Annotated in this window: 25 protein-coding genes, 1 tRNA gene and 1 pseudogene; 13 read left to right on the forward strand and 14 right to left on the reverse strand. The window is 62.1% G+C overall.

What is annotated here, in order from left to right; genetic code table 11:
* Positions 1–56 precede the first annotated feature (56 nt).
* The 3 genes from SVXhr_RS02505 (at position 57) to SVXhr_RS02515 (ending at position 2976) form a co-directional block, all read left to right on the forward strand.
* Positions 57–899 (forward strand): glycosyltransferase, encoded by an 843-nt coding sequence (locus SVXhr_RS02505; protein WP_275739120.1) that lies wholly within the window; start codon positions 57–59, stop codon positions 897–899.
* Positions 900–952: 53 nt separating this feature from the next.
* Complete coding sequence (locus SVXhr_RS02510; protein WP_275739122.1) at positions 953–1759, forward strand: glycosyltransferase family 2 protein; 807 nt, start codon at positions 953–955, stop codon at positions 1757–1759.
* A 131-nt stretch (positions 1760–1890) separates the two neighbouring features.
* A complete protein-coding gene (locus tag SVXhr_RS02515; protein ID WP_275740855.1) occupies positions 1891–2976 on the forward strand; it encodes an O-antigen ligase family protein in 1086 nt (361 codons plus the stop codon).
* 353 nt (positions 2977–3329) lie between these two features.
* Here SVXhr_RS02515 and SVXhr_RS02520 read toward each other — a convergent pair whose 3' ends face one another.
* The 4 genes and pseudogenes from SVXhr_RS02520 to SVXhr_RS02540 all read right to left on the reverse strand — a co-directional run bounded on the left by SVXhr_RS02520 (position 3330) and on the right by SVXhr_RS02540 (position 7617).
* Positions 3330–5747 (reverse strand): STT3 domain-containing protein, encoded by a 2418-nt coding sequence (locus SVXhr_RS02520; RefSeq protein ID WP_275739124.1) that lies wholly within the window; start codon positions 5745–5747, stop codon positions 3330–3332.
* A 53-nt stretch (positions 5748–5800) separates the two neighbouring features.
* Positions 5801–6118: pseudogene (locus SVXhr_RS14625) on the reverse strand (DUF234 domain-containing protein); the annotation flags it as partial.
* Between the two features lie 514 nt (positions 6119–6632).
* On the reverse strand, positions 6633–7058 hold the full coding sequence (locus tag SVXhr_RS02535) for a hypothetical protein (RefSeq protein WP_275739128.1): 426 nt from the start codon (positions 7056–7058) through the stop codon (positions 6633–6635).
* Positions 7051–7617 carry a hypothetical protein gene (locus SVXhr_RS02540; protein ID WP_275739130.1) on the reverse strand — a complete coding sequence of 189 codons (567 nt, stop codon included), beginning with the start codon at positions 7615–7617 and terminating at the stop codon, positions 7051–7053. Before SVXhr_RS02540 ends, SVXhr_RS02535 begins: the two co-directional genes overlap by 8 nt.
* Before the next feature lie 173 nt (positions 7618–7790).
* Between SVXhr_RS02540 and SVXhr_RS02545 the strand changes: the two genes are divergently transcribed.
* From SVXhr_RS02545 to SVXhr_RS02570, 6 genes are all read left to right on the forward strand, one after another.
* Complete coding sequence (locus SVXhr_RS02545; RefSeq protein ID WP_275739132.1) at positions 7791–8969, forward strand: NAD-dependent epimerase/dehydratase family protein; 1179 nt, start codon at positions 7791–7793, stop codon at positions 8967–8969.
* Positions 8970–8978: 9 nt separating this feature from the next.
* Complete coding sequence (locus SVXhr_RS02550; RefSeq protein WP_275739134.1) at positions 8979–9926, forward strand: NAD(P)-dependent oxidoreductase; 948 nt, start codon at positions 8979–8981, stop codon at positions 9924–9926.
* Complete coding sequence (locus SVXhr_RS02555) at positions 9923–10921, forward strand: NAD(P)-dependent oxidoreductase (RefSeq protein WP_275739136.1); 999 nt, start codon at positions 9923–9925, stop codon at positions 10919–10921. The genes SVXhr_RS02550 and SVXhr_RS02555 overlap by 4 nt, the downstream gene beginning before the upstream one ends.
* A gap of 68 nt (positions 10922–10989) precedes the next feature.
* Positions 10990–11976, forward strand: a complete 987-nt coding sequence (locus SVXhr_RS02560; protein ID WP_275739138.1) for an endo-1,4-beta-xylanase — start codon at positions 10990–10992, stop codon at positions 11974–11976.
* 140 nt (positions 11977–12116) lie between these two features.
* Entirely contained in the window at positions 12117–12365 is a 249-nt protein-coding gene (locus SVXhr_RS02565; protein ID WP_275739140.1) for an antitoxin VapB family protein, read from the forward strand.
* Entirely contained in the window at positions 12362–12778 is a 417-nt protein-coding gene (locus SVXhr_RS02570; protein ID WP_275739142.1) for a PIN domain-containing protein, read from the forward strand. Before SVXhr_RS02565 ends, SVXhr_RS02570 begins: the two co-directional genes overlap by 4 nt.
* A 266-nt stretch (positions 12779–13044) precedes the next feature.
* Here the strand turns inward: SVXhr_RS02570 and SVXhr_RS02575 are convergent.
* Positions 13045–13117: transfer RNA gene (locus SVXhr_RS02575), tRNA-Pro, on the reverse strand.
* Between the two features lie 121 nt (positions 13118–13238).
* On the opposite strand from SVXhr_RS02575, the gene SVXhr_RS02580 reads away from it, so the two are divergent.
* A complete protein-coding gene (locus SVXhr_RS02580; RefSeq protein WP_015788863.1) occupies positions 13239–13526 on the forward strand; it encodes an amphi-Trp domain-containing protein in 288 nt (95 codons plus the stop codon).
* 27 nt (positions 13527–13553) lie between these two features.
* Here the strand turns inward: SVXhr_RS02580 and trmY are convergent, their stop codons facing one another.
* Positions 13554–14150: a tRNA (pseudouridine(54)-N(1))-methyltransferase TrmY gene (gene trmY / locus SVXhr_RS02585; RefSeq protein ID WP_275739144.1), complete on the reverse strand. Its 597-nt coding sequence runs from the start codon at positions 14148–14150 to the stop codon at positions 13554–13556.
* 122 nt (positions 14151–14272) lie between these two features.
* Between trmY and SVXhr_RS02590 the strand changes: the two genes are divergently transcribed.
* Together SVXhr_RS02590 and SVXhr_RS02595 are read left to right on the forward strand one after the other, a co-directional pair.
* A complete protein-coding gene (locus SVXhr_RS02590; RefSeq protein WP_275739146.1) occupies positions 14273–14755 on the forward strand; it encodes a hypothetical protein in 483 nt (160 codons plus the stop codon).
* Positions 14748–15242 (forward strand): hypothetical protein, encoded by a 495-nt coding sequence (locus SVXhr_RS02595; RefSeq protein WP_275739148.1) that lies wholly within the window; start codon positions 14748–14750, stop codon positions 15240–15242. The genes SVXhr_RS02590 and SVXhr_RS02595 overlap by 8 nt, the downstream gene beginning before the upstream one ends.
* A 99-nt stretch (positions 15243–15341) precedes the next feature.
* Here SVXhr_RS02595 and SVXhr_RS02600 read toward each other — a convergent pair whose 3' ends face one another.
* The 8 genes from SVXhr_RS02600 to SVXhr_RS02635 all read right to left on the reverse strand — a co-directional run bounded on the left by SVXhr_RS02600 (position 15342) and on the right by SVXhr_RS02635 (position 23079).
* A complete protein-coding gene (locus SVXhr_RS02600) occupies positions 15342–15470 on the reverse strand; it encodes a hypothetical protein (RefSeq protein ID WP_275739150.1) in 129 nt (42 codons plus the stop codon).
* Between the two features lie 146 nt (positions 15471–15616).
* Positions 15617–16234 carry a GTP-binding protein EngB gene (engB, locus tag SVXhr_RS02605; protein ID WP_275739152.1) on the reverse strand — a complete coding sequence of 206 codons (618 nt, stop codon included), beginning with the start codon at positions 16232–16234 and terminating at the stop codon, positions 15617–15619.
* 141 nt (positions 16235–16375) lie between these two features.
* Positions 16376–17434 (reverse strand): ABC transporter permease, encoded by a 1059-nt coding sequence (locus SVXhr_RS02610; RefSeq protein WP_275739154.1) that lies wholly within the window; start codon positions 17432–17434, stop codon positions 16376–16378.
* The gene (locus tag SVXhr_RS02615) at positions 17431–18240 is read right to left on the reverse strand and encodes an ATP-binding cassette domain-containing protein (protein ID WP_275739156.1); all 810 of its coding nucleotides are present in this window, start codon (positions 18238–18240) and stop codon (positions 17431–17433) included. The genes SVXhr_RS02610 and SVXhr_RS02615 overlap by 4 nt, the downstream gene beginning before the upstream one ends.
* A gap of 31 nt (positions 18241–18271) precedes the next feature.
* The gene (locus tag SVXhr_RS02620) at positions 18272–19435 is read right to left on the reverse strand and encodes a substrate-binding domain-containing protein (protein ID WP_275739158.1); all 1164 of its coding nucleotides are present in this window, start codon (positions 19433–19435) and stop codon (positions 18272–18274) included.
* A gap of 259 nt (positions 19436–19694) precedes the next feature.
* Positions 19695–20357: an Sjogren's syndrome/scleroderma autoantigen 1 family protein gene (locus SVXhr_RS02625; RefSeq protein ID WP_275739160.1), complete on the reverse strand. Its 663-nt coding sequence runs from the start codon at positions 20355–20357 to the stop codon at positions 19695–19697.
* A gap of 74 nt (positions 20358–20431) precedes the next feature.
* Positions 20432–21736, reverse strand: coding sequence for a polysaccharide deacetylase family protein (locus SVXhr_RS02630; RefSeq protein WP_275739162.1), 1305 nt, complete (start codon positions 21734–21736; stop codon positions 20432–20434).
* 86 nt (positions 21737–21822) lie between these two features.
* Positions 21823–23079 (reverse strand): polysaccharide deacetylase family protein, encoded by a 1257-nt coding sequence (locus SVXhr_RS02635; RefSeq protein WP_275739164.1) that lies wholly within the window; start codon positions 23077–23079, stop codon positions 21823–21825.
* A gap of 236 nt (positions 23080–23315) precedes the next feature.
* On the opposite strand from SVXhr_RS02635, the gene SVXhr_RS02640 reads away from it, so the two are divergent.
* The gene (locus SVXhr_RS02640) at positions 23316–24911 is read left to right on the forward strand and encodes a solute carrier family 23 protein (RefSeq protein WP_275739167.1); all 1596 of its coding nucleotides are present in this window, start codon (positions 23316–23318) and stop codon (positions 24909–24911) included.
* Positions 24912–24920: the final 9 nt, after the last annotated feature.

The raw sequence follows: 24920 nt of genomic DNA on the forward strand, positions 1-24920 counted from the left end.
GTGATATTCGAAACGCACAGACCAACCGTCGATTTCCCACGGTCGAGATCCCAAAGATGGCAGATGACCACCCTCCGTTTTCAGTTCTCCTACCGACCTACGCCGGCGACGACGCCGGAGAGCTCTCGGTTGCGCTTGAGAGTTGCTTCGACCAGCCCCTCGTTCCCGAGGAGGTACTCGTCGTTGCGGACGGCCCCCTCACCGACGCACTCGAATCCACGCTTTCGACCTGGCAAGACCGCTATCCCAACGTTTGCCGACGTTATTCCCTTCCCGAGAACAGTGGCCTTGGAAATGCCCTTCGGGAGGGCGTCAAAGCCTGTCGTAACGATCTAATCGCCCGTGCCGACGCCGACGATATCAACGTTGCCGGCCGGTTCGAACGCCAGGTGACCTACCTAACGGAACACCCAGATATCGACATCGTAGGGGGCTATATCGCGGAGTTCGAGTGCGATCCCGACGATCCGGTGACTGTCAGAGAGGTACCGACCGATCACGACTCGATTCGCCGGAAGGCTCGCTTTCGCAGTCCAATGAACCACGGGACCGTTTGCTTTCGCCGCCAGGCCGTTCTCGAGGCGGGTAATTACCGGCCTGTCGTGCGGATGGAAGATTACGACCTCTGGGTCCGAATGCTCCTCTCGGGTGCGTCGTTCGCGAACCTCCCGGCGGTACTGGTGAAGGTTCGGGCCGGGCCGGCGATGGCTGCACGACGAGGGGGTCTCGAGTACGCTCGCGCCGAAGTTAGACGTCAAATCGAATTCTATCGACGCGGGTTCACGAGTCTGCCGGTCTTCCTGTTCAACCTTGCTACCAGGACTGTCTTTCGATTCTTGCCGAACGCCGTCCGGTCCGCGATCTATCGCCATGTCGCTAGACGAGACGCTGATGGCTGATTTAGCAGACACCGAACCGAATCGTTATGCGCTTTCGGTGTTCAACCCAGTACATGAGCGATCCGGCGGTGAGCGTAATCACGCCGTCCTACCAGCACGCCGAATTCCTGGCGGACAACCTTCGATCCGTGCGCTCCCAAACGGGCCCATCCGTTGAACACATCGTCGTCGACGGCGGCTCGACCGATGCCACCGTCAACCTCCTCCGCAAGTTCGAAGACGACTACGATCTCCGCTGGATTTCCGAACCGGACGGCGGTCAGTCCGAAGCTATCAACAAGGGGATCGAGATGGCCAACGGCGAGTGGCTCATCTGGGTAAACTCCGACGACTACCTTCTGGAGGGGGCCCTTGAGACATTTGCAGATGTCCGTGACCGCAACCCCACCTGTGACATTGTGTACGGTGATCACCTCTTCGTCGATGCCGACGGGAACGAGATCGGCCGGAAGTACAACGCCCGGCCGTCGACGTTCGTCCACAAGTATTACTACCAGTTCGCCGGCAACCACAGCACGTTTTTCAAGCGCGACGTTCTGGAATCAGTCGGCGGTATCGACGAGAGCTACGAGTACGCCATGGACACGGAACTGTTCTGGCGGATCCTTGACGCCGACATCAGGATGGCGCGAGTCACGGCGTTTCTCGCCGCGCGTCGACTTCACGAGGACGCCAAGACGACAGGTTCTCCACCGGAGGAACGAACTGCCGAGATCAAGCGGCTCGAACGCCAGTATCCACAGACCAGAATCGAACGACTGCTCCCACGCCCGTTCCTCATTGTCACCGCCGCTTGTCTCCAGGCGTGCTATCACCTCCTCGACGGGCGGCCGCAGGCCATCCCGTCCATGCTTTCATGACCTGGAACCGTCCCCAGATTCTCTTTAGTGCCCTGCTACTCGCTGTCGTCTTTTCGGTCCAATTTCCCGTCCCTGGCGTCGATTCCCAGTTTGTTTCGCTCAACCTCTCTGATCTCGTCGCTTTGGCCATCGTGATTGCTTTCGTCGTTGAGCGCTCGGTTGCTGACGATTGGCATATCTCGATTCCGCTGCCACGAATTACTGCATTGTACATCCTCGCGACTGTCTGGATCGTCATAACAGTCGCTGTTGCAGTCATTAGGGAACCTGTGTCTGTCGTCGCGAGTACCTTCTGGACCCTGAAATGGCTCGAAATTCTGGTCGTGTTCGTTTTGGCTCAGCAATACCGTGACGAGATCGATTGGCGTTCGATCATGTCTCTGCTGATTGGCGCGGCACTGCTCATATCACTCGCTGCGATCGTCGAAACGGCGACGACATCGGGTTGGAACCAGCCGACGGTATTCTGGCACAATCCAAATACTCTTGCCGTATTCCTTGGCCTGCCGAGCTTACTTTGTCTGGCTTTCGGTGCGGTCGAAATACAGCGTCGGCCCCGCGTCGGTGTCCTCTCGCTTGGTCTCGGACTCGTCCTCGTTCTCGGTGTGGGGGCAACGGGGTCTCGATCGGGCGTGATCACGCTCGTCGTCGGTGCGACTGTTGCCGTCATACTTGCCCGACGCAGGATTTCGACGCCACTTCTGCTCGGGACCGCTAGTGGAGGGGTACTGCTGGGGCTCGGTGGGCTCTGGCTCACTGATAGATTTTATCTCTTTCGCCGGTTCTTTCCGACAATTACACTTCAAGAGGGTGGAATCGTCTTCAGTGGCCCGGGAACAAACGGGCTATACACCCGCTATGAGTTGGTTATCGATGCTATCGGACTGTGGTCACGACAGCCGGTCTTTGGCTATGGCTGGATGGCTTCCCCGGAGAACCCACACGTGGGGTATCTCGACGTTCTCTACTCGCAGTTGCTCGTCGACGTTGGCTTGTTCGGCCTCGTGCTCGTGCTCGCTCTCTACCTTGGAATCGCCCGGGCTTTCATCATCAGGAGAGCGGACTCCTCGCCCGCGCTCTGTGTGACCGGCGCCGGCTGGCTGTTCGGTATGCTTACAGCGGGTATCGGGGGCGCACACGTGCGTGTCCCTCGGCTGATGTTTCTACTGGTAATCATTCTTGCCGCCGCCGCTCATCTCTCCTGCCGGGACCGATAAAGTGACAATAATCCGTTGTATCGGTGGATAGGGATGGAACCTCTCTGTACCCTTCTTTCGGTCGGTGAGGGCAACATCCACTCATAGGTTCAGACACTGGCACGTCTGTTTTTGTATCCCTGTCCCGACAGTGTCTTGAACCGATACCCTGGCCGGAATCTGACTCTTCCAGTTTATTCTCTCGTGGGGACCCCATCTCGGAATCATAATTTTCCATCAGGTATGTTCCCCGCACAGGGCCGCCAAAGGTAACTGAGATGTGTTGGCACGTCTCTACGGATCGTCTCGCCGATGCACGACAATCGCTGCTGCCGATTTCCGGGCGCCCACTCGCTGGCCCCTTTGTGGGGCGGCTACTGGGTATACCCCTCATCGTGGAACGCTGAACGACGCGTCCCGTTTTGAACGTCGTCCTCGGAAACGGTTACGCTGGTGCCTTCAGCTTCGTAGGTTCCTGGCAGTGGGACTGTTTCCCGATAAACACCGTCCGCATCGACGTCCGTCTCCATCGTGATCGAACGCGACTTTCCACCGATCTCCGCTGACACCGCTATCGTCACTGTCGAATTCGCCGGCGCAGGCCCCGTCAACCGGGCCCCAGGGACGAGCGTGAACACTTGCAATGAATCTTCCGAATCAGTCCACACCGCTTGATAATGGCTCGTCTCGATCCCGAACCCGTCACTCCAGAGCTGGTCGTAGATCGTCCCGGCTTGCCCGCCATTGGACATGTCCCCCTCTTGAACAACAACGAATCCGGCGCGGTCCCGCAGTCGCTCGTACCACTCTTCGCCATCTTCCGACGCCAAGAACTCCCCGTAATTGGTCTGTGCGTACCCGTAACTCCGGGCCTCCCCATTTACGAACCAGTTGTACACCCGATTGCGCCCCCACTGGCTGAACACGTAGTTCTCGGGATACTCCCACTCTCGCTCCGCAGCATACTCCCGCATGAACTGCGCTGCCTCGTACATCGACTCGTCGATCAACAATTGCGAGTGCTTGATCGGCGTGTTCAAAATACCGAGTGACCCGACACCCAGTCCGAGCCCCAGCAACGACAACGCCCGACGTCGTTCCGGCATCTCGAGATCGTCCGTCTCCTCGACGTCTTCACCCGAAGCCAACCCCCGACTCCCGGACTCTTCCGACCCGCTGAACGGCCGTGGATACGCCCCCAGATCCACCCACGCAGCTAGATGCACGAACCCCAATCCACCAAAGACCGCCGTGAACAGCGCCAACTGTCCGGCGAACCGAATCTGGATCACTGACAGCAACAGGAACCACCAGCCGTAGACGCCCACGAGCAACCACGCCGGTGCGAATTCCCGGGAACTCCGCCAGAGCGCCCAGCCCATGTATGGCAGCGCGAGGAAGAGCGCGAACCCGAACAGGAAGATCGGCCCGACAATCGACCCCAGCTCACCCGAGACGATCGATGTCGTCTCGGCGATCCCCTCTGTCGAGACCAGGAAGTCCACACCACGCCCGAGTTCGTCGACGAAGTCCGGGAAGAGCGTCCAGACCGCCACGAACCCGACTCCGCCGATCAGCACTTCACCGCCGAGCAACGACCGGGCCGACACTTCGAACCGCCGGGCGGCTTCCCCCAGTCCAACGAGCACGACGCTCCCGCCCACCAACAACACGGGCGCGAGCGCGACGACGCGCGTATGCCAGCCCCACTGTGTGTGGACCGCCAATACCACCACCGCGGCCAGCGCCAGCCCGCCCAGGAAGCCCGCCGCCTCACGAGCGGGCGATCGCCCTGCACGCACCCACGACGGCACTGCACCCACGACGAACAGCCCGAGCGGCACGACCAGCAGCGGCCCGGCGTCCCAGGCCAGGGTCTGGCCCGCCACGCCAACACCTAACGCAACACCCCACGCCCAGGTCCGCCAGTCGCGAGTGTCCACCCGATCGCGGCCCACCAGCGACACCACGGCCAGCGCCGTCAGCGCGAGCCAGGGATAGTCGAAAGCGTGGTGATCGGCGAACCCGAGCCCGGTCCGGAAGGCGTGGCCGGGCATGATCGCCAGCAGCGCCACGGCGGCGATACCGACGCGACGGTCCTCCGTCAATCGCACCGCAAGCACGTACACCAGCAACGCCGTTAGGACCGCCGAGACCACGGGGAACCACGCCAAGACCCCGCCGACGGCCGATGTCCCGCCGAACAGCGTCGAGGCCCACGACACCATCGCGATCATCAGCGGCTCGCCATGGGCGACCTCTTCGGGCAACGACGCGAACACTGAGAAGTCCACCGGCCCGCCACTCGCCTCTATCAGCTGATGCACTAAATACCGGTAGTAGTATGGATCGTTTCCCGAGAGGACGACGTCTTCGCCGCGGAACACCGCCGGCCAGGGTAACACCCGGAACAGAACCACCAGCCCGAGCGCGCCGACCAGCCCGAGCGCCGCCACCGGCCGCTCGATGCGTAGGGCCGGCATCGAAACGTCCTCGAAGAAGCTTCCTGCTGAACCACTACCCGAAGGAGTCCCCGCCGTCTCTTCGTCGGTCTCTTGCTCCACACCGAGCGCCCGTCGTACCGCTGCACGATCCGCCAGCGCGTACTCACCCTCGCGCTTCTCGACGACGCCACGCGAGACCAACTCCCCGAATGTCCCCGAATCGAAGGGCACGTCCTCATAGGTCCAGGTCTCTGCAGCGGCGTCCACGTCGAGAAGTTCTTCCAAATCGTCCGCAATATCCGGCTTCTCCGCGAGGAGTTCCGTAGTCGTCGCCTCCACGTCAGTCATTACACCCACACGTTCCGCCGGAGTCAATAAAGCCACGGGTCGGGGCGAGTTCGCTACAGTAGTGTCTCGATCTCGTTTAACCAATACAGCGACCAGTTCTCGCCAAGCTCGTCCGGGAGCCCGTCGACGAACCCGCTTTTGGAGAACAGCGCGAACGCCTCCTCACGCGTCTCCGGCCCCCATCGCACACGCTCGGCTTTCTCCCGGAGCTGTGATGCGAGTCCGTGACCGACTGGCTGCGCTGTCCACTTACATTCCGCAAAGAGGATCCGATCGTCCCCGGGAGCGAGTCCGACGATGTCGATCTCGTCTTCGCCGTACCACCACCGCCCGACGTCGGCGTAGGGTCCGAGTTCACCACGGCGAATCGAACGCTGTCTCGAGAGCGTCGAGTTCCGCCGTCCGGTCGTAGAAGGTCATTCTCTCGATAATGATTACTTCGATAATTACTTACATCTTTTTGTTAGTCTCGACGCCAGATGCGCGTGGCGGGATGCGGACAGCCACCGAGTAGAACCCAGGCCGGCCGACAGCCTACTGGTTTCGCCACCGTCAATATCGACGGCGGAGCCGCCCACTTGCGATCCAGTCTCACAGCGCTGAGCTCGAGAGTGTTGCCACGAAGTCGCAATTAGTAGAAATCCACTTCTACGAAATCAATTTCTGCGAAGTCAGACTATACGAATCACCGCAATTCTCGTCGATGCCGAACGCGTCAAATGGACGCCGCCGGACGGCGGTATGCCGGTTGAGTACGTCCTGTTCGACAAGAACGGGTCCGGCCAGTCGGCATGTGATGCAACGTTGGAACGGAGCGAACTCCACCATGGGATCATCTAACAGCGTGGACAATACCGTACTGAGGATTCCGCCGAGAATTGGGGTTCACTCCCAGAACGACTCGATCCGTTCGTCCAGCTCCAGCAGAATCTGTGAGAGGATATCCCGCCAGTCCTCGGCGTACTCGACGTCCTCGCCCGGCGTTTCCGCGTCCGGAGGTAGGTGGTAATGTGCCCGCTCGTTGTGGTCGTTCGGATGCCGATCCCACCGACACTCCCACTGCGTTCCGTTCTCGTATTGCTCGGAATAGTGGACGTTGAAATCGTCCGTTTCGAACCAGGAAACCCGCAGATACGCCCGCTCGACGCCAGCCGGAAAATACCCCATGTCGTAGTCCGCGATGACCGAGCTCGGCGCGTACGCCGGCCGATATTGGACTCGTTCGAATCGCTGACTGCCCGACAAGCGAGTCCCGATTCGTTCCAAGACCTCGGAATCGACCGCCCCGGTCGTTCGATCCCGCTCAGGCATTGATACGATCGACGCTGCTGCCTGCCGCGTCGTCTCGACGTGCCGTGTCTAGCAACCGGGCACGTCGCTTTAGTGTCTTCCACTCAGAGACGGCTTCCCAGGCAGTCTCGACTGAATCCGCCCCATCAGTCCCGACGAGCGACACTGCATCCGGGTTGTCGGTATCGAATTGCTCCTGATAGGCCGCAATCGCTTCTTCGGTCTCGGCGAGTTCGTCGACGATCTCCGCCTCGGAATACTCCCGGCGAATCTCCTCGACACGTCGCCAGAAGAGGTACGATTCGTTTCGCTCGTATCTGACCGGTCGCCCTGCATGTTCACGGACGATACCCATCGACGCGAACCACTCCAGATAGTCCCGGGCAGTCTCGGTATCACAGTCGGCCCGCTCGGCGATCAGGGCGACTTTCGTGGGTTCGCGGGTCCCGACGATCACGTCGAGCAGCCGTTCCCTGATCGGACCGTCTTTCATCACCGCTTCCGGGCTGTCCCAGTCCCCGAAATTCGGTTTTTCTTCGTCCGACTCCGGGACGTCCTGGGGTATCTCCGCATCATCCATCTGTTTTCACCTGCGTAGGCCAACTAACGGGTTCCACTGTAATATATTTGTCTATAACTGAATTATTTCGCTTATCTTCGAACCCTCTAGATCTGTCCGACCGGGCACTGCCCCTTCTCGGCCCCACCGACGGAAAGACTTATGCAGATAGTTACTCAATTCATGAGTAACACATGACGATCATCGTCACCGGCGGCGACGGACACATGGGCTGGCCGACTGCACTCCGCATCGCGACGCGAACCGACGACCGCGTCATCCTGGTCGACAACTTCGCGCGACGGGAGTGGGTCGAGGAGGTCGGCTCCGTCAGCGGCGTCCCGATCACCTCGATCGACGAGCGCATCGAGGCCGCCGAGGACGTCCACGGGATCACGAACCTCTCCTTCGTCGAGGGGGACCTCGTCGAGAAGTCCTTCGTCGACGAACTCCTGGCCGTCCACGAACCCGACACCATCGTGCACACGGCCGCCCAGCCGTCCGCACCCTACAGCCAGATCAACGGCGAGCGCGCCAACTACACCCAGCACAACAACATGCAGGCGACGCGGAACCTGCTGTGGGGCCTGGAGGAACACGACCTCACCGACACCCACTTCATCGAGACGACGACGACTGGCGTCTACGGCGCGCCCGAGTTCCCGATCCCCGAGGGCGGCGCGACGATGGAGAACCAGGGCGAAGAAGACGAGGTCCCGTTCCCGGCGATGGCGGGCAGCTGGTATCACCTCACCAAGAGCCACGACGCGGCGAACATGCGGCTGGCGCACTCGCAGTTCGACATCCCTATCTCGGACGTGCGGACGGCGATCACCTACGGCACGGGGACCGAGGAGACCGAGGCCGACCCGCGACTCGCGACGCGTTTCGACTTCGATTACTACTTCGGCGTCGTCGCCCACCGCTTCGCCGCCCAGGCCGTCGCCGGCTACCCGATGACCGTCTACGGCAAGGGCGAGCAGCGCAAACCCTTCATCGCGATGGAGGATGCCGTCGAGGGGCTCGCAGAACTCGCGCTCATCGATCCCGACGACCGGCCGGACGACCACGTCGTCTACAACCAGGTCACTCGCGCGATCTCGATCGTCGAGGTCGCCGAGACCATCGCCGACGTCGCCGGCGAGTTCGATCTCGACGTCGACGTCAAACACTACGACAACCCCCGCGACGAGGACGAAACCCACAAGATGGAGATCGAGAACGATCGCTACGCCGACCTCATCGACGGCCAGGACACGACCTTCGAGGAGGGCGTCCGGTCGATCCTTGGCACCCTAGTCGAGTACGACGATCGGATCACGGCCCACGAGGACCGCTTCCTCCCGGGTGTGCTGACAGACGACGAGGACTGACCGACTGTCATGGACGTCCTCGTGACGGGCGGAATGGGGTACATCGGCAGCGCATTGCTGCCCCTGCTCGCCGACGCCCCCGACGTGGGCCGGATCGTCGTGCTCGACTCGCTCGCCAGCGGGTCGCCACGCCATCTACTCGAAGCGCGCGTCGACGGCGATCTGGAGTTCCGGCGCGGCGACGTCCGGGAGTACGGCAACGTCGAGAACGCGATGGGCGGCGTCGACACCGTGATCCACCTTGCGGCGATCACCGGCGCGGCGAGTACCCACGACCGCCGCGAGGAGACGATGGCGGTCAACCTGGAAGGCACCGAGAACGTCGTCAACGCGGCCCGGAAACTCGACGTCGAGAACCTCGTCTTTGCCTCCTCGTGTAACAACTACGGCCGCGCGGCGACGACCGACATCGACGAGACGACCGAGCCCGATCCGCTGAATCCCTACGCTGAGGCGAAAGTCGCCGCCGAGAATATCGTCGCCGAATTCGCTGGGGCGAACGGCGCGAACGCGACTTCTCTCCGGATGAGTACCAACTACGGGTTCGCCCCCGGCGTCCGGTTCAACCTGGTGGTCAATCACTTCGTCTTCCGGGCGTTGACCGGTCGGCCGCTGACGGTCTACGGCGACGGGAGCAACTGGCGGCCGTTCATCCACGTCCGGGATTCCGCCCGGGCGTTCGCCCACGCCGCGCGCAACCCAAAGTCGTGGTCCCAGGCAGTCTACAACGTCGGCAGCGAGGCTGGCAATTACCGGATCAGCGAGATCGCTGACATCGTCAGCGAGGAGGTTGCACCTGTCGACGTGACGTATCTCGAAGACGAACATCCCGGCCCCTCCTATCACGTCAACTTCGACCGCCTCGAAGAAACCGGGTTCGAGCCCGAATGGACGCTCCGGGATGGCGTTGGCGATCTTGCCACCGTCCTTCGCGACCGTCAGGAGATCGATGCATGACCGAGAATGATTCTTTCGACCCCGACGAACCGCTCTCGATCGCCGTCACCGGCGCGGCGGGCTTCATCGGCTCGCGCGTCCTCGACCGCCTCCAGGCGGCCCACCCGGAGTGGGAACTCACGGCGATCGACAACTTCTATCTCGGTGACGTTCGGGAAGTCGGCGACGTCACCGTCGAACACGTCGACGTCCGGAACCGCGATCGACTCGCGGACGCACTCGCGGGGAGCGACGTCGTGATGCACCTGGCAGCGGTCAGCGGCGTCGACGACTGCACCGAGAACGCCGACCTCGCCTACGAGACCAACGTCGTCGGGACGCACAACGTCGCGTGGTTCTGTCGCCAGACCGGGGCCGCACTCGTTTTCCCGTTCAGCATGGCCGTGCTGGGCGACCCCGACTCGTTCCCGATCACCGTCGAGGGGCCACGCGACCCGATGAACTGGTACGGCCGGACGAAAGTCCTGGGCGAGCAGGCCATCGAGACCTACGCCGACGGCGCGTTCCCGGCCCACCTCTTCCTGAAGTCGAATCTCTACGGCAGCCACGAGGTTGGCGACCAGACGGTCTCGAAGGGGACGGTCATCAACTTCTTCCTGGGCCGACTCTTCGACGGCGAGACGCTCACCGTCTACGAGCCGGGAACCCAGGCGCGCAACTACATCCACGTCAAGGATATCGCCCGGGCGTACGTCCGGAGCGCCGAACGCCTCGAAGCCCAACTCGCCGCTGGCGAGACCGGCGTCGAGCGCTACGAGATCGCCAGCGACGAGGATCCAAGCGTCATGACCGTCGCCGAGCAGATTCAGGAGATTGCCGGCGAGTACGGCCTCGACGCCGATGTCGATCTCGTCGAGAACCCGCGTGCCGGCGACGAGACGCTCGTCTCGGAGTTCGGCGTCGACACGAGCGCTGCTCGCGAGCGACTGGGCTGGGAGGTCCGTCACACCATCGAGGAGACCGTCCGGGAACGACTCGACTCCCGGCTGTCGTGACCCTCGATAGGTCGGCTGTCCGGCACTTTCCCCAATGACTTTCTCCCCTCGCTTCGACTGATAGGGAGATGGAAAGCGACAAGACGCTTCGCGAACTGGCCGACGAGAACGACCTCACGCTCGGTGCAAGCATCACGGCAGACGCATTCAGGACGTACCCCGACGATCCGGCAGTCGCACAGACGCTCACGCGGGAGTTCAACGCCGTCACCACTGGCAACGCACTCAAGATGGGGCCGTTGCGCCCTGAGCGCTACACCTACGATTTCGAGGATGCCGACGCCATCGTGAACCTCGGGGTCGCAAACGACCTGCTGGTTCGGGGCCACGCGCTCGTCTGGCACAACCAGACCCCGGGGTGGTTCTACCCCTGGGAGTACACCGACGACCAGCTCCGGGAGTTCCTCCGGGACCACATCCACACCGTCGCGGGCCGCTATCGCGGGAAAGTCGACGTCTGGGACGTCGTCAACGAGGCCGTCGCCGACGACGGCACCATGCGCGAGACGGCGTGGTACGACGCGATGGGCGAGGAGTACATCGACCTGGCCTTCCAGTGGGCCAACGAGGTCGCGCCCGATGCCGACCTCTTCTACAACGACTACGGCATCGACGAGATCAACGAGAAGGCCGACGGGGTCTACGCACTCCTCGAGCGCCTCCTCGACCGCGGTGTCCCCATCGACGGCGTCGGCCTCCAGATGCACGCCTTCCGTGCCCAGGAGTACGTGACGCCCGAGGCCCTCGGCGAGAACATCCGGCGGTTCAAAGACCTCGGGCTGGACGTCCACGTCACCGAGATGGACGTCGCCTACGACCGGGAGAACGTCCCCGAGGACCACCTCGAACACCAGGCCCAGTACTACCGTGACATCCTCGAGGCGTGTCTCGACAACGGCTGTGACACCCTCGTCACCTGGGGGGTCCACGACACGGCCTCCTGGCTGCGAAACTACGATCAGACGATCACCGACGACCCGCTGCTGTTCGACGAGGACTTCGATCCCAAGCCCGCCTACTTCGCGATCAAGGACCTGCTGGAGAGTCGGGTCTGAGCGAATCAGGTCAGCAACATCCCTGTGTTGTCGGGGCCTGCGATCGCTTGCGGAAGACGCACGCTGGGGCCTGAACATGTCGGTTGTGTCTGTTTTGAGCCCAACAACTAAACCCTGTCAACGCCAACGTTGACGTAACAATGGCCACCGCTGACGAGCAGATACGAGTGAGCGACCGGGTGAAGCGAGAACTCGACCGCCTCCGGCGGGAGAACGAGAGCTACAACGATGTGCTCGAGCGAGTCCTCGACGAGGAGAAGCTCGGTGACTTCTACGACGGGTTCGGTCGATGGTCCGACGAGGAAGCCGACCGCGTCCGTGAGGCCCGCCGCAAGTCAAAAGAGAAGCGAAAGCAGCGGCTGCGAGAGCGAGCTGCGGACACGGCATGAAGGTCCTCGACGCGACTTTTCTGATCGATTATCTGGACGGCGTCGAAGCGACCAAAGCGTTCTACGAGGCACATGGGGGCGAGAACGAACGCTGGGTGATGCCCGTTCCGGCCTACGCTGAGGCACTCGTCGGCGAGGGGAACCTGCCGAGTGGCGACGTCGACGGCGCTCGTGGAGCCCTCTCGTGGGGTGAGACGTACGCCGTCGACGAGCGGACGGCCGTGACAGCGGGGGAGATCGCGGACGAGGTCGGATCGAGTGGGCCGTATTTTGACGGCCTTGATGCGCTGATTGCCGCCGTCGGCAGGGAACTGGATGCGCCAGTGGTCTCCGGCGACAGTGACCTCACGCACCCAGAGACGAAGCACGTGATCGACGTCGAAGAGTATCGCGAGCCCGAACACGACCACTAACTCGTCTCGGCTGCTTAGTTACTCACTTGGGCAATCAGCAAGCGGATTTTTGGCTTCGGACAGCTCGACAGCCACGTTACTCTCCCCCGAAACCGGCCGCTACGTGTCTATGAATCCGGAAAAAGCCGATATACGTAGTGGGCCGGCGCGAATGTCGAACTCGGGAAGACGGTCGCGCTCACTTCGCTCGCGCGTTGCGACTTCCCTGCTCGAATTCGCGCGGCTACACGGACTTCGCGCTCACGAGTTTGTTCGCGGGCAGAAAGTGGGCCGGCGCGAATTCGAATCGCGGTTACGGCCACCCGAAGGCCGAAGGATACCAAGCTACCCCACCGGCCCGCGCTCTATAGTTGCCGAGGTTTGCCTTTAACTCTTGCGAGACTGGCCGAGTCGGGCGAATCAGCTATCGTGGCGTGTTGCCGCTGCAACACTTATCCCCGCCGAGCACCTTTCACCCTGTATGCCCGAAGAAGTCCTCTTCGAAACCGAGCAGTCCATGTCCCGCGCAGACATCGCCACGTACCTCCGCACCGTGGCCGACAACCTCGAGGGCGGCGACGCGATCACGCTGGAAGCCGGCGACCAGTCGGTGACGCTTGAACCACCCGCCCAGCCGACCTTCGAGGTCAAAGCCGAACGCGAGGGGCCGGTCGACGGCTCGGGGGAACTCTCCATCGAACTCGAACTCGAGTGGGACGAGAACGCCGACGGTGGGACCGAGGGCGACGGCGAACTCCGGATCGAGTAAGCTCCCTCACTAACGACGTGCGATCGATCAATAGCGCTCGTAGCCGTCGGTATCGAGATAGTTGTGGCCGACGCTGATCGCGTGATCGGCGTGGATCGCGTTCGGCCCGAGACTGACTCGTTCGGCGTCTAACTCATCCAGCAATGCTTGCTCCTCCCCGGTGAAATCCTGGTGATCCGAGAGGACGAAAACGGGATCCTCTGGGGGTGCCGACTCGACAATCGGCCTTCCGTCCTCATGAAGCTGGAGTAGCGTCCCCTCCCCGGCGGCGTCCCGGAGGGCGGCCTCGACGCCCCGCCTGGAGAGATAGATTCCGGGCGACGTCTCGACCGCCTGGTGGCCGATCGCGCCCTCGCACTGTTCGAGCGCGCTCCGAACTCGGGCGGCTGTGCTCCGCTCGTCGGGGTTGAGTCCCTGCAATTTCGCCCCCTCGAAGCGAAGGGTGAACTCGTCACCGAGAATCAGCCGAAATCGAACGTCCTCACGAAGGCCGTGCGAGCGGAGAAACGCCGCAGTGATCGATCGGCTGAGCAGATCGAGGCGGCCGGCCCCACCCGGCAGATCATCGAGCGGGAAATCGGGCGTCGTCGGTGCTTCGTGTCCGATCACGACGAACTGGCGCATGGACTGGGATGGGACGTAGCGATGCTTACGTGCGTCGGTTGTCTGTCCTCCGCAGCTTCCTCTTGGGTCGAGTCGAAACCGGAAGGAAAACCTACATTGCCCGCCCCATCTCACCCATCCTCGTGAAACAGTGGCAGCGTGGCCTGCTCGTCCTCGGGCTCGTCGGACTCCTCGTAGGCATGGGGGTCCACTACGGCGCGGCCGAGGACGACCACTGGCCCTACCCCGACGAAGACGACCTCGCCGGTCAGCCGGCCGAACACGTCGGCGACGAGGTGTTCCTCTTCGGGACGGTGACTACCGTCGACGCCGACGCGGGGACGGCGACCATCCGCGTTGAGGCCGATGCGGGTTCGTTCTCGCTTACCGTGCACTCGTTTGACCGGACCGTCCAGCCCGGTGGCGTCGTCCAGGTGCTTGGCGAACTTACGACTGAGCGCACCGTCGACGCCGAGCGCGTCGTTGTGGTCAACGCCACGGGTGGTGCGGAGTGGTACAAGTACGGCGTCTCCGTGATCGGCGCAATTGTCGTCCTGATCGCTTTCTTCAGGTACTGGCGCGTCGATACGGACACCTGGACCTTCGAGGTGGGCCACGATGGCTGACCTGCTGTCGACCGTTCTCGTGACCTACGCGGCGTTTACGGTCGCCAGCTGGCGAATCGATGGACTGGACCGCCGCTGGATCGTCGTTGCGATGGGCGGGGCCGCAATCCCCGATCTCGTGAAGGTTCAAATACTCGTCGACGCAGATGTGATCGGGAACGCACTCGGCGTTCCGTTCTCATATTCACCAGTGGCGAGTATCGCAGGCGTGGTGGTCGTCGCAGGTATCATCGCACTCTTTTTCGGCGAGCAGTGGCGACGGCAGGCTTACGCCGTTCTGCTTGCCAGTGGGGGTTTCTCGCTCGTGATCGACGGCCTGCGTGTCTACGCCGATGGGTTCGCGAACTTCTACCTGTATCCGCTGTGGATCCGCCCGCCGACGCCGGGACTGTTTGTCTCCGCAGACCCTGCTGTGCTGGTCGTTGCGTTGCTGGTGAGTGGGGTCACGTTCGGCATCGACCGATGGCTCACGACAAACCCGTCCTGATTCGCCGACGAACAGTTTCGGCGGTGGTCGTCCGGGAATCCTCGCTGGGCGAGGACAAAACGCAGAGACACAATGTACCACCGCAATCGTTCCGGCACTTCAGTCGTCGGCGGCGGTGTCTACTGGGGGCTCACGCTGCTCGCTCATCGTCTCCCAGATCTCCGCACAGCCACACCCGTCCTCGACATCGTCGAGATGGTCGTCGTCGGCGTCGTGTGTCTCGCTCATGTGTTACTCAGATCCTTAGTAACACAATTTGACGACAGCAATATATATCTTTCGGGAGCTCGATCGGTCGAGTCCGTCGGCTGCCGGGGCGCTGCTCGTGGACCGAAGCTTCGGTGGGGGAGAGAAAACCAGCCGTCGGGGCCGACTCAGAAGAACTGAAAGAGGTCGTCGCGCTCGGCCTCGTGTAGGTGCTCCCGGACAGCTTCTTTGAGGGGGCCGATCGAGCCGCGTTTGGCGCTGATCGGGGCGATCGTCCCCTGCCATTGTTTCCAGGGGGGATGAAGCCCCAGCCGGTCGCACAGTTCGTTCAGGCGTTCGTCCCGGTCGTCGACCTTGTCCATCTTGTTTACGGCCACCACGGGCGGGATCCCAACGTCTCGCAGGAAGTGAAACAGTTCCACGTCGTGGGGAATCTCGTCGGGGCCGGAGTGACGGTCGATGATGTCGATGACGCTCTTGCCATCGACGACCAAGACCCCGACGAGGATCGCGTCGGCGTTGGCTTCGACGTATCGGACGACGTCGGTTTTGATCTGCTCGCGGACCTCGTCGGGGACGCCTTTCATGTAGCCGAATCCTGGCAGATCCGTTAGCACGAAGTCCTCGCTCGTCCAGTCGTAGTGGTTGGGTTCCTGCGTGACCCCCGGGCGCTGCCCGGTGTCGAAGGTGTGGCCGGTAAGCTCGCGCATGAGGGTCGACTTGCCCACGTTCGACCGTCCGGCGAGGACGACCTCCGCGCTCCGGTCCGGTCGTGTCTCGAACATACCGCTCCTATCCTGTCGAGCGCGAAAAGGCTGTCCTGTTACTCTCAGAGGTCGCCCGGATGATAGGGGTCTGCCGAATGTTTCGAGTCGGACAGCTTTTCCCCAACTGCCGATCCTCTTTGCCAAACGCGGCGCTGCATCTCACTCCCGGAGGAAAATATCGATCATGACGGCACTGATAATGACCACGCCGGTCAGTGTCTCTTGGATATCCACCGACATATTGTTCACGACGAGTAGGACCGGGATGACACCGATCACCAGCGACCCGATGAACATTCCGGAGATGCTGCCTTCGCCGCCAAAGAGGTTCGTCCCGCCGATGACGACGGCGGCGATGATCAACAGCTCGAATCCCCGACCAGCGGACCCGAACATTGCGCCGTAGTAGGATATCGCCAGCACGCCGGCAAAGGCTGTGACGGTGCCGGTAATGACGAAGGTCGCGATCTTGACACGGTCGGTGTCGATCCCGCTTCTGTCCGCGGCGGACTCGTCGTCACCGGTCGCATAGACGTGATGGCCAAACCGTGTCTTCTGGAGTATCAATCCGAAGACGATGAGCAACCCGAGCATCCAGAACACCTGATAGGTAATCTCGACACCGGCGACCTCGATCGAGCCGCCAAAGAGGTCGAGCCACCCGAGTTCAATCACGCCAAAGGGATCGATATCCGGGAGGCCATCGGGGAGTTGTTGGGAGCCACCGGCGGTAAGCATGTAGGCTACCCCCCGGAGAATACTCATCATCCCGATGGTCGTGATGAGCGAGGGGATACCGATCTTGGTCACGATGACGCCGTTTGCCAGCCCGACGGTCGCGCCAACGAGGAGGACGGCAACCAGTGCCGCCGGCACCGTCAATCGGTACTCGGTGAGCAACATCGCGAAGGTCAATCCACCCACGCCGTACAGTGCCCCGACCGAGAGATCGAACTCGCCACCGATCATGAGGTAGGTCATCCCGATCCCGATGATCACGTACGGGGTCGCCTGTCGCAGCAAGCGGGAGACGAGCCCGCTAAAGCTCCCCCAGTTGAAAAACAGGTCCGGTTGCGTCACGCCGATGAGTCCAAACAGGAGAAGAAAGCCCATCAGGACGCCGATCTGGCGGCGCTGGAGGAGTCCCTTGAGCCGTGAGCCGGTTTCGCGACTCACGGCTCTATCCGTCGAGCCGGTCTCCTCTGGGTTCTCGCTCATACTGGGGCCTCCTCGTCGGACGCCGCGATATCGAACTCCGCGACGGTATCCTCGTCTTTGGCGCCCATCATCAGGGCGATGATCTCGTCGCGTGTCGCCGACTCCGCGTCACGGACGCCCATCAACCGACCCTGGGCGAGCACGGAGATCCGGTCGGCGACGGTGAGGACTTGCCGGATGTTGTGACTGATGAGGATGATCGCCAAACCCTGCTCTCGGAGTTCGTCGATGACCTGAAGGACGTTGCGTGCCCCCTCGATCGAGAGGGCACTGGTCGGTTCGTCGAGGATGAGGATGTCCGGATCGGACTGCAGCGCACGGGCGACCGCGACTGCCTGCTGTTGACCCCCGGAGAGGTCTTGGACTTTCGCGCCGGGATCGACAGGGATCTGCACGCGATCGAGGCTTTCCCGGGCTCGGTCATACATCTCTTTCCTGTCGACGACGCCGAAGTATTTCCCGAGGAAGTCCGACCGAACCGGCTCGTGGCCCAGGAACACGTTGGCGGCGACTGTCTGTTGTTCGGCCAGCGCCAGATCCTGATAGACTGTTTCGATCCCCCGCTCACGGGCGTCGCTGTAGTCCTCGAATTCGACAGTCCGGTCGTCGATCAGGATCTCACCGCTCGTCGGCTGGTGGACGCCACAGAGCATCTTGATGAGTGTCGACTTCCCGGCCCCGTTGTCGCCGACGATCGCCATGACTTCCCCGTCACGAAGAGCGAAGTCCACGTCTTCGACCGCGACGATGTTTCCGAAGTGTTTCGTGAGCCCGACAGTGCGCAGTAGTGAATCGTCTTCGGACATAGTTGCTGTGTGGGTGGCTGTTTCGGCAGCGCTACACACCGTGGTAGTTCAGTAATTCGCCCCAGTTGCGCCGTTCGAGGGCGAAGTCGATCACGTCCTGGTCGATGATCTCCGCGCCGGTCAGGTACTCCTTGGGCGGCATGCCCCGTTCCAGATACGCGAACGCCTGGAGGACGGGGAAATACCCCTGGCTGTAGGGGTCCTGGCCGGTCGTATAGTTCATTACCCCCTCCTGGATATACTCGAGCGTGTTCTGGTCCAGATCGAACCCACCGATGATCATGTCCTCCGCCATGCCCTGCTGGTCGGCGGCCTGGCCGATGAACCACGAATAGACGCCGCTGCCGACCATGCCATCCAGGTCTGGATTCGCCGTGAGGTGGTTTTCGACCGCCGAGACGCCGTCGCTGGCGGCATCGCCGTACTCGACTCGTTCGGTGAGTTCGATGTCTGTCTGCTGTTTGATGGCGTCCTCCGCGCCGTTGGCACGCGAGACCATCCCGCTATGGCCTTGGTCGGCCAGCCCGACTGTGACTTTACTCGCGTCGTCCGGCAGTTTCTCTACGAGCGCCATCCCGTTGGCGTACCCCGAGGAGTACTGGTCCTGGCCGACAAAGGGCAATGCGCGACCGAACTCATCGCGCATGAACTGTCGGCCCTCCCCGCGAAGACTGTTGGTGTTGAACGTCAACACCACGATGTCGTTGTCCAGGGCGTCGTTGATGACGGTATTGTATGCTTGCGTGTTGGTGACCGTCGTGATGATCACGTCCGGTTGAGAGGCGACGACGTTCTCGAGGATGTTGACCTGCCCTTGCGCATCGAATCCACCGGAGGGGCCGGTGAAAGTGGCGTTCCATCCCAGCTGGGTCGCCGCGTCGTGAAGCCCGCCGATCGCGGGGTTCCAGAACGAGATCGCGCCGTTGTGACAGACCATCGTTACGTCTCGCTCCGGCGGATCCCGTGTGAAATCCAGGTCCGTCGGCGGCGGGTTCAGATCGATCCGCTGATACGAGGGCGCGGCCCCATCACCACTTCCATCCCCTTCTCCGTCAGTTTCCCCTTCAGTATCTCCCTGCTGGAGGCACCCTGCCAGCCCGCCGACAGCTGAGAGTGCCCCGAGTTGTTGCATCACCCGGCGACGTGAGATACCTCTTCCAGCACTGATACGCACCTGATTGTCATCTGTTGGCATGACAATTGTTGTCCTAACGCCAGGATATAATATCTATTGATTGTTCATTATGTATTGTATGTCTCTCGGGTTGTCTTTGCATCGTCCCGGTGTCTCCCCGCAGATTCGATGGATGCCACGGGGCGATCTCATGGTTCGGCCAGTGACGGACCGGTCGGTCGTCACTGACGGAGGCAGTGTATTACCCGTTGCCAGCAAATACGACAGTCCAGGTATTCTTTCGTCTCCCGGTTTCCGGTGGTCACGCGCTCAGCCTCGCTCACCGCGTGCCATCCAGGGCGGCCAGCGCCTCGGCGGCCTCGCGGGCGGCTTCGAGCGCGTCTGTGGCACGGCGGGGATCGTCGGTCGCTTCGGCCTGCCGGGCGAAGGTAGACAGCGTGGCGACGAGTGAATCCCGGGCATCCTGGAGGTCGCCAGCATCACGGGTGGGCTGTGGACTCGCCCCGGGTTCGAGTCCCGGTACGTCGACACGCTGGTCGTGTTGGGGACCAGTCTCGCCCCTAGCGTGCCCTGGCGTCTCGGGTTGGGGTGGCTCTTCGTGCGCTGGACTCGTTGGCGACTCGACAGGCGGCTGGGCCGATGCTTTGACCGTCTCTGGCTCCGACTGGGGTTTCGTGTCTCCCGTCTGGGCCCCTGACTGGGCCCCTGCGTTCGTCGCTGTGTCCTGGGTTTCGGCCGTCCCGTCCGTGGCTTCGGACTCACTGGCCGCGTTCTCGCCGGCCGATTGCTGACAGGTTGGACAGAACTCCTGGCCGTCGTACCGGAAGATGGGATCACCACACCGCTCGCAATGGGTGTCCGTCATCGTCGCCCCCTGCAACAGCAACTCGCTCATCTGTTCAGTTGCCTCGCGTTTCTTTCGATCCTGCTCGAACTGTTCGCGGAGCCGTTCGCGTTCGGCTTCCTCGTCGAAGTCGCTCATGTGTCTAGAGGGCCGGTCAATGGACAAAGACGTTGCGACCGACTCCCAGTCGGCTCAGAACCGGTTCGAACCACCTACGGTGATAGCGTCAGGGACTCCTCGTCCAGGTCGACCTCGTAGTACCCGTGGGTGTTCCAGTCGAGTTCGGTCCCGTTCTGGGACAGTGTCCCGCCGTCGACGGTCACGCGCAGGTGTCGGCCTTCCGGGAAGCCCTCGGGCACTGTCCACTCCCAGACAGTTTCCTCGCCTGATTCGGTGACATCGGCGGAGGCGAACAACTGTTGACCGCGCCAGTACGCGCCGACGGTAGCGAGGGTGTCGATCCAGACGTCGCCGGCGGATTTGGCGTGTTCGATACTGTCGATGATCGCATCGATCTCGACCGGCGCGTACCACTCCTGAGTGGTCGGCGTGATCGAGTGAAAGACGAGTATCTGCCACTCACTGTTTGCCCGAGCGCCATCGATCAGGTCGATGAAGGTCTCGGCGGTGTCGCCCTCTTCGGCCACGTAACACGGCAGGTCGTACGGATCGCTGTTGTCGTTCGGGCTAATCTCACCGCCACCAAGCTTTCGGTTGAGGAAGAGATCGGACTGCTCGGCCGGCTCGATCCACTCGCTGTCGCCGTAGGGCGCTGCCATCGTCCAGACGTCTTCCTGTCCCAGCGTGTCGATGATGTATTGGTTACACTGCTCGATCTCGGCTGCTGGATCCGAAAGTGGCTCGCCGAAGGAGCTCTCGGTCATATCGGCGTACGGATGGCTGACGGTTTGATTTCCGAGCTCGTGGCCATCCTGGCGGGCTTGCGTCCACCCCTCCTCGAACCCCGCGACGTCCTCGTTGACGTTGATGGCGAGATAGAACGACATGTTCATCTCTGTCCCCGCGAGTGCATCGTAGTGTTCGAGCTGCGAGGGTTGGCCGTTGTTGTATGAGTAGGTGACGGCCCCGTTGAATCCGGCCCAGTCGAGCACTTCCAGGCCCCCTGGGTCGCCGGTCGGCTTCGGGACCCCGTTCCGGTCGGGCGTCGGCAGCGGCGCCAGCGGCCCGTTGGCCGACTGCGGGACATCCGGGTCCAGTTCCGTCTCGGTCTCCGTCTCCGTTTCTGTCTCCGTGTCAGTTTCCGTCTCGGTCTCCGTTTCAGTCTCTGTTTCGGTCTCCGTGTCGGCTTCCGTTTCAGTCTCGGTTGGCGTGTCTGTCCCTATATTCACCATCCCCGATTGGTCCGGCGTAATCGTCCCATCCGGTGGTGTCTCTCCCTGGTTAGACGTATTGTCCTCTTGACACCCGGCCAGCGTCGTCAGTCCAGTCGCCCCCGCGATCGTCAGAAATCGACGACGGTCGATCACGGATCGTTCCCCCGTATCCTGGTCAGTCATGCACGGTCCCAAATTCAGACTCACTCTATTTGGGCTTTAGTATTTTGTCTATATTTGTCAGCCGCCTCGCGCGTCTTTTGATCCCCCTACGTCGACAACGTCAGGGACTCCTCGTCCAGGTCGACCTCGTAGTACCCGTGGGTGTTCCAGTCGAGTTCGGTCCCGTTCTGGGACAGTGTCCCGCCGTCGACGGTCACGCGCACGTGTCGACCCGCCGGGAAATCCTCGGGCACTGTCCACTCCCAGACGGTTTCCTCGCCCGACTCCGCAACCTCCGCGGATTCGAGGAGTTGGTGACCGCGCCAGTACGCGCCGACGGTAGCGAGGGTGTCGATCCAGACGTCGCCGGCGGATTTGGCGTGTTCGATACTGTCGATGATCGCATCGATCTCGACCGGCGCGTACCACACCTCGTCGGTCGGCGCGATCGTATGAAACAGGAAGATCTGCCACTCGCCGGCCTCGCGAGCGTCGTCGATCAGATCGGTGAAGGTCTCGGCGGTGTCACCTTCCTGGGCCATGTAACACGGGAGATTGTACGGATCGGCGTCGTCGTCCGGAGTGACGGCTCCGCCACCGACCCCTCTGCTGAGGAAGAGATCGGACTGCTCGGCCGGCTCGCTCCAGCCGGTGTCGCCGTAGGGGGCTGCCATCGTCCAGACGTCCTCCTGGCCCAGCGTCTCGATGATGTACTGAGAACACTGCTGAATCTCCGTCGCTGTGTCCTCGACGGGCTCGCCGAAGGAACTCTCGGTCATATCGGCGTACGGATGGCTGACGGTGTGATTCCCGAGTTCGTGGCCGTCCTGAGCGGCCAGGGTCCAGCCACCTTCGTATCCATCGAAGTCTACGTTGCTGGTGAGATAGAACGTCATGTTCATCTCGGTCGCCGCGAGCGCGTCGTAGTGCTGGAGGTTCGAGGGTTGGCCGTCGTCGTAGGTGTAGGTGACGGCCCCGTTGAATCCGGCCCAGTCGAGCACTTCCAGGCCCCCTGGCTCGCCGGTCGGCTTCGGAACCCCGTTCCGGTCGGGCGTCGGCAGCGGCGCCAGGGGCCCGTTGGCCGACTGCGGGACGTCCGGGTCCAGTTCCGTGTCGGTCTCCGTCTCCGTTTCAGTCTCTGTGTCGGTCTCTGTTTCCGTTTCAGTCTGTGTTTCCGTTGTTGTTTCCGTGTCGGTCGTTGTTTCCGTCGGCGTCGACGTATCAGTCGATTCCGTCGGTGTGTTCTGACCTTCTGTCGTCGCTTCCTCACAGCCAGCGAGCGTTGTGAGTCCAGTCGCCCCCGCGATCGCCAGAAACCGCCGACGATCGACCGCCGTCGGTTCCCCCGTATCTTGGTCTGACATACAACAGTCCGAATTTTCGGACTCGTTCGATAAACATTGTGGTATTTTATCTTCATAGTTCTACAATAGTAATTTTTCTCCGACACGTTTGGGATTATATGGTCGATACAGAGGTCTACTGATGTTCGGCCGACGGTTCTGACGGGGGCTGGCCCCTGCTATGGCACGTGGCACTATCGAACGAAGCGATCGTTCCGACAGTTTTTCAATCCCCTCTGTGCAGGTAGGCGACAGGCATGGGTGACACGGAGTCAGTGGACGACCAAGACTCGCTCGTCGAGTATGGCATCGAAGACCGACCGCCCCTTTCCCGTTCTCTTCTGCTCGGTATCCAGCATTATCTGACGATGATCGGCGCGAACATCGCCGTGCCGCTGATCCTCATCGAGGAGCTGAATGCGGGGCTGCCGGAAGCGGCGACGATGCCCGCCGCGGCCCAGGCGACGTTCGTTGGGACATTTTTCGTCGTCAGCGGGCTGGCGACGTTGGCCCAGACCACGCTGGGCAATCGCTATCCGATCGTTCAAGGTGCCCCGTTCTCGATGCTCGCGCCGGCCCTGGCGGTCCTGGCCGCGGCCCCGATGCTCGATGGGATGAGCGCCTGGGAAGCGCGACTCCTGTTCCTGCAAGGGGCGATCATTACGGCTGGAATCGCCGAGGTCGTGATCGGGTATCTCGGTCTCGTCGGGAAGATCCGGGAGTACCTTTCGCCGGTCGTGGTCGCACCTGTCGTCGCGTTGATCGGTCTGTCGCTGTTTTCGACCGGTGACATCACCTTGGCGACGAACAACTGGTATCTGCTTGGACTGACGCTTCTGTTGATCGTCGTCTTCTCGCAGTATCTCGATCGGGTTTCCCGCGTGTTCGATCTCTATCCCGTCCTCCTCGGCATCGTCGCCGCGTGGGTGGTCGCTGCTGTCGGTTCCTGGGTTGGGATCATCCCCGCAGGCGACCCGGCCGCGATCGACTTCTCGAAACTCACGGCCGAGCCACTCGTGTACGTCCCATACCCCCTCCAGTGGGGGATCCCCCGGTTCGAGCTTTCCTTTGCGATCGGGATGTTCGCGGGCGTGCTCGCTTCCATCATCGAATCGTTCGCTGATTATCACGCTGTCGCCCGGATTTCGGGGGTCGGCGCGCCCTCGAAACGCCGGATCAACCACGGTATCGGCATGGAAGGGCTGGCGAACGTTTTCTCCGGGCTGATGGGCACTGGCGGGTCGACCTCTTACTCCGAGAACATCGGGGCGATCGGGCTCACCGGCGTTGCCTCGCGACTCGTCGTCCAGGTCGGAGCGGTCGCGATGTTGGTCGTCGGCGTGATCCCACTGTTCGGTCGCGTGATCGCGACGATTCCGGGGCCGATCGTCGGTGGCCTCTACATCGCTATGTTCGGCCAGATCGTCGCCGTCGGGCTCTCGAATCTGAAGTACGTCGATCTGGACTCCTCACGGAACCTCTTCATAATCGGCATCGCGCTGTTCGCGGGCATGGCAATCCCGTCGTATATGGGCAACGTCGACGCCGCGGCGGCCTCGATGGAGATCTCCGGATTCGAACTCTTCCGCCAGGGGCTGGCCGATGTCCCGCTTTTGGGAGCCGGCCTCGGCACCGAAATCGTCTCCCGGACTGTCTACATCATTGCCGGCGTCCACATGGCAGTCGGCGGGATCATCGCGTTCATTCTGGATAACACGGTTCCGGGGACCCGTGAGGAGCGTGGGTTGGCGGACTGGGCATCCATCACCGAGAAGGACGACCAGTTCAGTTCGGCGATCGAGCGTGCCTCGGACCGTGTCGGGAGCGACCGCTGGCCGTTTTCCGGGGATTGAGCTGTTGGC

Origin of the sequence: Halorhabdus sp. SVX81, from assembly GCF_029207715.1 — an archaeon.
Classification (GTDB): domain Archaea; phylum Halobacteriota; class Halobacteria; order Halobacteriales; family Haloarculaceae; genus Halorhabdus.